The 6,746-nt window shown below is 68.9% G+C and carries 5 protein-coding genes and 2 pseudogenes; 2 read left to right on the top strand and 5 right to left on the bottom strand.

All coding sequences use genetic code 11. The features are described 5' to 3' along the window. Nucleotides 1-350 (top strand): annotated as a pseudogene (locus IEZ19_RS43440) (DDE-type integrase/transposase/recombinase); the annotation flags it as partial. 50 nt (nt 351-400) lie between these two features. Here the strand turns inward: IEZ19_RS43440 and IEZ19_RS43435 are convergent. The 4 genes from IEZ19_RS43435 to IEZ19_RS43420 all read right to left on the bottom strand — a co-directional run bounded on the left by IEZ19_RS43435 (nt 401) and on the right by IEZ19_RS43420 (nt 3,650). Next, nucleotides 401-1,354 carry an AAA family ATPase gene (locus tag IEZ19_RS43435; RefSeq protein WP_229841527.1) on the bottom strand — a complete coding sequence of 318 codons (954 nt, stop codon included), beginning with the start codon at nt 1,352-1,354 and terminating at the stop codon, nt 401-403. Between the two features lie 137 nt (nt 1,355-1,491). Continuing rightward, nucleotides 1,492-2,235 (bottom strand): PP2C family protein-serine/threonine phosphatase, encoded by a 744-nt coding sequence (locus tag IEZ19_RS43430; protein ID WP_189316910.1) that lies wholly within the window; start codon nt 2,233-2,235, stop codon nt 1,492-1,494. Continuing rightward, nucleotides 2,232-2,456 carry a universal stress protein gene (locus IEZ19_RS51855; protein WP_229841526.1) on the bottom strand — a complete coding sequence of 75 codons (225 nt, stop codon included), beginning with the start codon at nt 2,454-2,456 and terminating at the stop codon, nt 2,232-2,234. The genes IEZ19_RS43430 and IEZ19_RS51855 overlap by 4 nt, the downstream gene beginning before the upstream one ends. Nucleotides 2,457-2,618: 162 nt before the next feature. Next, nucleotides 2,619-3,650 (bottom strand): NAD-dependent epimerase/dehydratase family protein, encoded by a 1,032-nt coding sequence (locus IEZ19_RS43420; RefSeq protein WP_189316909.1) that lies wholly within the window; start codon nt 3,648-3,650, stop codon nt 2,619-2,621. Nucleotides 3,651-4,491: 841 nt separating this feature from the next. Between IEZ19_RS43420 and IEZ19_RS43415 the strand changes: the two are divergent. Continuing rightward, nucleotides 4,492-5,720 (top strand): annotated as a pseudogene (locus IEZ19_RS43415) (IS110 family RNA-guided transposase); the annotation flags it as partial. 738 nt (nt 5,721-6,458) lie between these two features. On the opposite strand, the gene IEZ19_RS43410 reads toward IEZ19_RS43415, so the two are convergent. After that, entirely contained in the window at nt 6,459-6,674 is a 216-nt protein-coding gene (locus IEZ19_RS43410) for a hypothetical protein (protein ID WP_189316913.1), read from the bottom strand. Between the last annotated feature and the right edge of the window lie 72 nt (nt 6,675-6,746).

Raw genomic sequence — 6,746 nt, 5'->3', positions numbered from 1 at the left:
CCTCAAGAGGACCGGCGCCGTGCCGCGGGTGATCGTCACCGACAAGCTCCGCTCCTACGGCGCGGCCCACCGCGAGGTGATGCCCTCGGTGGAGCACTGCTCGCACAAGGGGCTGAACAACCGGGCCGAGAACTCCCACCAGCCAACGAGGCAGCGCGAGCGCGCCATGATGGGCTTCCCGCAGCGTCGGCGGAGCACAGCGGTTCCTGGCCGCCTTCAGCGGCATCTCCCCCCACTTCAGGCCACGACGCCACCTGCTCACCGCCGCCGAACACCGCCTGGAGATGGTCATCCGCTTCGCGATCTGGGACCAGATCACCGGCAGCACCGGCCTGCCCACTGTGGCCTGACCCCAGAACGCTCACCGAGTCTCACCGCTCCCTGATATACCGTCAGCACTTCAACCCCGGCTAACGTGACAACGCCCCGCTGCCGCCTCCAGGAGCGTCCGCGCCGGCGACGACGTCCGGCGAAAACGTTCCATCACCGCGTCCCGGATGGTCGGCGGCACGTCGATGTCCTCGATCTCCCGGCGCACCCACGCTCCGTCACGCCGCGCCAGGTCCGCACGGTCGCCCATCCGCCGGATCGACTCCTCGACCGCGAGCGGGATGCCGTCGGTGCCCCGGTGCACGAACTCGGCGAACTCCTCCGACACCTGCTCCCCGGCCAGCATGGACGACACCAGACCGGCGGTCGCGGCCACGTCCAGCGGTCCGAGAGCGATCCGCAGCCGGGTGGTGCTGGGCGCCACCGGCGAGAACAGCCGGCGCACCACCGAGTCCTCGGGCAGGTCCTCCGGCCGGTACGTCACGACCACGCTGATCCGCCGCGTGCGGCGGGCGCAGAGGAACAGCAGGAACTCCAGGGACGCCTCGTCCGCACAGTGCGCGTCCTCGACGGCCAGCACCGAGATGCCCATAGCGTCCAGGAGTTCGCACAACACACCGAAAAGCCGGTGCCGCACCGCCGTCGCGTCCTCGGCCGGCTCAGGCGCCGCGGGCAGATCGGCGGCCCACTCGGGAAACAACGGCCGCAGCGATCCGGCGAGCGGGCTCAGACCCAGACCGGCGATCCGGTCCAGGCTCTGACGGATCGCGTCCACCAGCGCACCTAGGGTGTGCGGTCGGCGAAACGGCGGACAGACCGCAACCAGCGTACGCATCGGCACCTCGCTGGTCTGCGCTGCCTCGAGGAGCTCGGCGAGCAGCCGGCTCTTGCCGATTCCCAGCCTCGCCCTCAATGAGCACGACTGCCGGTAGCCCGGACGCCAATGCGCTCCGCAACGCGGCCAACTCCCCGTCTCGGCCGGTGAATCGAGGCTGTCCGATGACCGCGCGCTGAGCGCGGCCATCGTGACCACTGATTGCATATCCGGCCATCGGGTCCCTGAGGCTGATCGCTCCGGCGCATCGTCGCAGACCGTAGCGATCGTGGGAACCCGTTAAACAGCGCGTCGTCGAGCACGGCAAGAGCCACGGCATCGACTGGTCATTGGTCCGCGATGCGTATGAGGGCGAGCGTGATGTTGTCGGGTCCGCCGGCTGCGATGGCAGCCTTCCACAGTTCGAAGGCGGCGCGGCCGTCGTCGTGCTCCCGCAGCAGGCCGTCGAGGACGTCCTTCGGCAGCGGGTCGGTCAGACCATCGGTGCAGATCAGGTACCTGTCGCCGGGAGCCACGGGAGCGGCCGTCACATGGGGGGCGATGGCGCGGTATTCCAGGGTGCCGCCGAGGGCCTGGGTCACGAGGGAGGTGGTGCGCTGCCCTGGCTCTGGCGATGGGTTGTCGTCCACGCTGACCTGGAGCAGTCCGTCCCGGGGTGCGGCGAAGACCCGGCTGTCGCCCACGTTGAACGCCAGCAACGACCGGGGCAGTACGACGGCGCCTGCGACGGTCGTGCCCATCGTGGCCAGTGCGCCGTCTGTCCCTGCGGCCGTGTACACCGCGCGGTTGCAGGCGTGCAGTGCCCGACGGACGTCGTCCTCACTGATCAGGGTAGGCCCGGTCGAAGCGAGTCGGCGGGCGACCAGGGCACTGGCCACCTCGCCGCCGGGCTGTCCGCCGAGCCCGTCGGCGACCGCGACGACGAGCGGCGTACCAAGCGGGAACACCAGCGTCTGCGGGTTCTCGGTCACGGTGGAGCACAACGTCCACGGCCCGACGACCAGACTGTCCTCATTGCGGTCGCGGATCAGTCCCGGATGGCTCAGCGCACTCACGGCGACGTACGTCATCGGAGTGTGCCGAGCGTACGCAGCGCTTCGTCCCACGTCTCCCACGCCGGTGTCAGTTCCGCCGTCCGGTACCTGGAGGGCGGTGCCTCTCGCGCATGCACCAGGCGCAGCGGCAGCCTGTGCCGGTCGGCCTCGTCAGCTGCCCAGGCCAGCGCCAGCCGCTTCGAGGGATCGGGGTCGATGCCCACCACGATCGGCCGGGTATCCGGCGAACTGGTCATCGCGTACCTCCCAAGGCGGCCCTGTCACCGGAGTGAGCCTGCCGGCCCGGCACACCGCCTGGGCAGTTCGCCCGTCGTGACCTGCAGCGCCGAATCGATGTTGCTGCCCGGTACCTGAGCTGGGCGCGGCTGCACGGTCGGACGACAGCCCCGGTGTTGGCCTTACCGGCGTAGTCCTGGTGAACCGGCCAGTGGCGGGGTGGGCAGGCCCGCGTCCTCGTGGAGGCCGGACAGCCACTCCTGCAGAGCCTCCTGGACGGTGTACCGGGGTGTCCACTCCAGTTCGCGCTGTGCCCGCGTCGTGTCCATGATCGGGAAGTGCAGGACGGCGTCGAACAGGGACGGGGGCGTACGCAGCAGATGCGTCCGCCAGGCGGCGGAGACCGCGGCCCGGACCGGCCAACCCGGCACCGGAACGGCCCGTGCGTCGAACATCTCGGCCAGCATGGGGGCGTCCACGACAGGCTCGGCGGCCAGGTTGAAGGCTCCGCGCACCGTGCGCACGATGGCCTGCCGGAAAGCCTCGGCCGCGTCGTCGGTGTGCAGGGCCTGGTAACGCATGTCCGGGATGTTTGGGATCGCAGGCATGCGTTCCGGGCGGGTCATGCGTTTGGGTACCAGCGGGCCGCGGAACAAGCGGTGCTGCTCGCACGCGGATTCCCGCTTGAACATGAAGCCCGGCCGCATCCGCACCACGCGGACCTCGGGGTGCTGGAGCTCGAAGGCATCCAGGACACGTTCGACGTAGGCCTTCTCCTGGCACAGCGCCGACTCCGGCCAGCCGTCGGTGGGCCAGAGCTCGTCCACGGCCCGGTCCTTGGGCCCGGGTGAGTAGGCCCCGACGAAGGACGCGTAGACCAGCGCGGGGACACCGGCCTCGGCCGCGGCGTCGAAGACCCGGGTGCTGCCCCGCACGTTCGTGCGCCAGGTCGTCGCCGGGTGATGCGTGGGCTGGAACAGCCACGCCAGGTGGACGACGGCGTCTGCGCCGGCGAAGTGACCGGCCAGGTCGGTGCTGTCGTCCGCGATGTCCGCACTCGCCCACTCGGTCTTCGCCGGAGACCACTGAGGAAGGCGGCGGGCCAATCCCAGAATCGAGTCGATCCGCGGGTCCGCGCCGAGCGTCTGGACGATGCTGGTGCCGACGTTTCCGGTGGCCCCGACGACGACCACCCGCATGCCAGGAGCTGCCATGGGTCTCGCCTGCCCTTCCGGCGCTGAGGTGAAAGTTGGTTGAGCCCCCTCCATGACCGTAAGACGATATCGGCGCCGCCGCACGTGTCTACACGACGCCCGCAGGCCGCACGTCCGCGTCGTGTGCCCGCACGGAGTCGCGACTTGGCAAGTCCGCCCATCCAGCGCCCATCAGCAGCGTACGTCTCGTTGATCGAGTCGTGGCAGCACCGTGGACCGGCTCAGATGTTCCCTACGCAGCGTTGAAGGAGCAACTACGGGTTGTGCTGGCGCGCAGGGCGTCGGCATTCATGGGGCGCCTGGGGCCGACGACATGGAGAGGGTGAACGGGCGATCACCCGCGGCGGAGCCGACTGAGTCGCCCCACAGCTGGCCTCCCCAACCGGTACGCCGTCAGAAACGAGCTCTTCGCCCTGCGTAACGACGAACAGCGCCTGCGGGAGATCGCCGCCGAAGCACTCAAGGAGGTGTACGTGCATGCATCTCGCCGCCCGCGACGACGATCTATGCACCCTGGCTGCATGCACTGTCCACGTTTTCGCAGGTCAGCGACTCAGCGCACCTTCGGTGCGCGCCGGGGGCGTGGTAAATGCAGTGGCGCGCGCCGGGGGTGCTTCTGTCCGCCCTGACGTGGGGTGATGTCGGTCCGGGATGCTGGAGGGGTTCGTTCCGGCTGAAGCCGATGCCTCTGTGATGCCGGTGAGCTCGCAGGTCAGCGTGGCGCTGAGGGCCGTCCACGGGAACCGTGGAGTGTTGCTGTGAGCACGTGCGTCAGAATTCCTGTTTCGCCCTGGCCCTCCCGGAACGGCGTACCGGTTGCCGGCTGGGAGGGAGCAGAGCCGTGGACGTGCTGCACGAACGCTGCGCTGGTGTGGACATCAGCAAGAAGGACGCCAAGGCGTGCGTCCGCACGCCGAGTACGAAGCGGCGGGGGTCGTTCACCACCGAGACCACGACGTGGGGTTCGACGAGGAACGCGGCCCTTGCGCTGCGGGATCACCTGCTCGCCGCCGAGGTCACTCTGGTGGTGATCGAGGCAACCAGCGACTACTGGAAGCCGTTCTACTACCTGCTGGCCGAGGACTTGGACGTGATCCTGGTCAATGCGAGGCAGGTCAAGAACCTGCCCGGCCGCAAGACCGACGTTTCCGATGCGGCCTGGCTGGCCCAGCTCGGCGCCCACGGCTTGGTCAGGCCGTCGTTCGTGCCCGACCAGCCCCTGGGTGAACTGCGGGACCTGACCCGCGCCCGCACCCAGCTCACCCGCGAGCGCGGCCAGATCGTCCAGCGCCTGGAGAAGCTGCTGGAGGACACCGGGATCAAACTCGCCGCGGTCGCCTCCGACATCATGGGCGTCTCCGGCCGGGCCATGCTGGAGGCTCTCATCGACGGGGAACGCGAACCGCAGACCCTCGCGGAGCCGGCCAAGCGCAAGTTCCGCAACAAGATCCCCGAACTCACCGAGGCCCTGACCGGCCGCTGTCGCGACCACCACGCCTTCCTGGTCCGCCTTGCACCTGGACCACTACGAACCAGCTCACGGATGCGGTCGGGCAGCTGGATGCGCGGATCGAGGAGGCGATGGCCCCCTTTCGAGGCGCCCTCGACCTGCTCGACACCATCCCCGGGATCAACCACGCGGTCGCCGAGGTGATCATCGCGGAGACCGGCGGCGACATGACCCGGTTCGCGTCCGCCCGGCACCTCGCCTCCTGGGCCGGGGTCTGTCCCGGCCACCACGAGTCCGCCGGCCGCACCCAGAACACCAAGGTCCGCCCTGGCAATCCCTACCTGAAGGGAGCACTCGGGCTCGCGGCGTTCGGTGCGGTGAGAACCAAAGACACCTACCTGCAAGCCCGTTACAAGCGGCTCACCGCCCGCCGCGGCCCCCTCAGGGCCCTGGTCGCCGTCGAGCACTCGATCATCACCGCGATCTGGCACATGCTCACCGACAACGTCACCTACCGCGAGCTCGGCGGCGCCTACTTCACCCAGCGCGATCCCGAACGCGCCACCCGTCGCGCGATCAACGCCCTCAACCAGCTCGGCTACACCGTCACTCTCAACCCGCGGGGAGCCACAGCCTGCCCACCCCACGACCAAACACCCGGCAGCCTCTACGGCCACCGGACGCTCAGCCCTGCCCAAACAACCCCTGACCTGGGCCTATTTACGCGTCAGAGCTTCGCAGCTATCTGATCTTTAGAGGCGCGCCTCCTGTGGCCCGTACCTCGCCCTCGAACCGCTGCATGCAGCGGCATGGCACGGCCGCGGATCCACCCGCTGACGGCCCGCCGACTGCGCCTCGGTGACGTTCCGTCCGGGGCTGAGGCGGCTTCGCGCGCGGCTCCGTCTGCTCGGTGCGGACCGTAGGCGGCACCAGCGGACCTGCGTCTCGGGTGATCCCGGCCGTGACGTTCAAAAGCAAGGACGCGCGGCCGGTGCCGGTGGGTGGTTCCGCCGCCGGTTGCGTCCTGAGAAGTGGTGTACGGGTTCGACCCGATCCAGGGGTTTGCTCCGGCTTCGGGGTGAGGCCCGCATGGCCGAACGGCCACCGGCTGATCTTTCAAGACGACCAAGTCTTTGAAGGAGATCAGCACGATGACCGCACCTGACAGTCTGCCGCTGCACGCCCTCATGCAGATGGTGAGGAATTATTTGACCGTCGACAGAGGAAGGGGCACATGCCGGCGACCTCACCAATCTCCCGGGAGCCTGACCAGGCCCACAGCAGGTGATGGACGAAGCCCGTCAGCTCCGTCAGGACGACCGTGACTCAGCGGAGCACGAGGCTCCCGTGCGCCTGGGTCACTCGCTCGCCGTCCAGGCATTCGGCCCACCGCCGCACCACTCGATCAGATCTGCGTCCTCGACCGTCGTATCAGTCTCAGGCAGGCCCTTTTGGCGCAGAAACTCCACCACATCGAGCAGGTGGTACGCGATACCGACGAACTCACCGCGGATCGTGACCCGCCGACCACCATCATGGCCCGGCGGCTGCACAGTCACAGGTGCGCCTTCCATGCCCACCAGGTCCCCTGTTGCTGAGCCACTTATTCCGACCCGCGCGCGTCGAACGCCGTTGGCGTCAGTGGG

The organism is Streptomyces brasiliensis, from assembly GCF_014647875.1.
Lineage (GTDB): Bacteria > Actinomycetota > Actinomycetes > Streptomycetales > Streptomycetaceae > Streptomyces > Streptomyces brasiliensis.
This window is presented reverse-complemented; position numbering and strand designations above follow the sequence as displayed.